Source organism: Pyramidobacter sp. CG50-2 (assembly GCF_003612005.1).
GTDB lineage: Bacteria > Synergistota > Synergistia > Synergistales > Dethiosulfovibrionaceae > Pyramidobacter.
Map to the genome: position 1 here is coordinate 1 of NZ_RAWT01000101.1, position 1,216 is coordinate 1,216.

Consider the following 1,216-nt stretch of genomic DNA (forward strand, 5'->3'; position numbering starts at 1 on the left):
CCGATCTCCGCTTCGTCGTCGATGTGGGTGACGACGCGGTCGATCCAGCCGGCGATCTTCTCCATTTCCTCGCGCCCGAAGCCGCGCGTGGTCGCCGCCGCCGTACCGATGCGCACGCCGCTGGTCACCATCGGGCTCAGGGTCTCGAACGGGATGGTGTTGCGGTTGACGGTGATGCCGGCCTGGTCGAGCGCGATCTGCGCCTGTTTGCCGGTCACTCCTTTGCTGGTCAGGTCGACGAGGATCAGGTGGTTGTCGGTGCCGCCGGAGACGAGGCGGAAGCCTTTCTCCATCATCTTTTCGGCAAGGTGTTTGCAGTTGCCGACGATGTTCTGCTGGTAGGTCTTGAACTCGGGTCTGAGGGCTTCGGCGAAGGCGACGGCTTTGGCGGCGATGATGTGCATGAGGGGGCCGCCCTGCATGCCGGGGAAGATGGCGGAGTCGAGTTTCTTGGCGTACTGTTCTTTGCACATGACCATGCCGCCGCGGGGGCCGCGCAGGGTCTTGTGGGTGGTGGTGGTGACGAAGTCGCAGTAGGGCACGGGATTGGGATGGACTCCGGCGGCGACGAGGCCGGCGATGTGGGCGATGTCGAACATGACGAGGGCTCCGACTTCGTCGGCGATCTCGCGGAATTTCGACGCGTCGATGATGCGGGGGTAGGCGCTGGCGCCGCAGACGATCATCTTGGGATGATGCTTGCGGGCAAGCTCGCGCACCTGGTCGAAGTCGATGGTCTCGGTGTCGCGGCTGACGCCGTAGGGGACGACGTTGTAGAGTCTGCCGGAGAAGTTGACGGGGGAACCGTGGGTGAGGTGTCCGCCGTCGGTGAGGTTCATGGCCAGGATGGTGTCGCCGGGCTGGAGCTGGGAGAAGTAGACGGCCATGTTGGCCTGGCTGCCGGCGTGGGGCTGGACGTTGACGTGGTCGCAGCCGAAGAGTTTCCTGGCACGGTCGCGGGCGAGGTTCTCGGCCTTGTCGACGACTTCGCAGCCGCCGTAGTAGCGTTTGGCGGGGTAGCCTTCGGCATACTTGTTGGTGAGCACGGAGCCCATCGCCGCCATGACGGCGCGCGAGGTGAAGTTCTCGGAGGCGATCAGCTCGATCTGATGGTTCTGGCGGCGGTACTCTTCGATAATGATGTCGGCGATCTCGGCGTCAACGTCCCGGATGTACTTGTCGCTGTTCTTGTCCATTGATATCTACCTGCCCTTTC

The 1,216-nt window shown here is 63.7% G+C and carries 1 protein-coding gene; it reads right to left on the minus strand.

Annotation, left to right across the window (positions count from 1 at the left end; all coding sequences use genetic code 11):
• The coding region (locus tag D7D26_RS11940) for a serine hydroxymethyltransferase (RefSeq protein WP_147413088.1) at nucleotides 1–1,196 on the minus strand (1,196 nt) is incomplete at its 3' end.
• Nucleotides 1,197–1,216 lie beyond the last annotated feature (20 nt).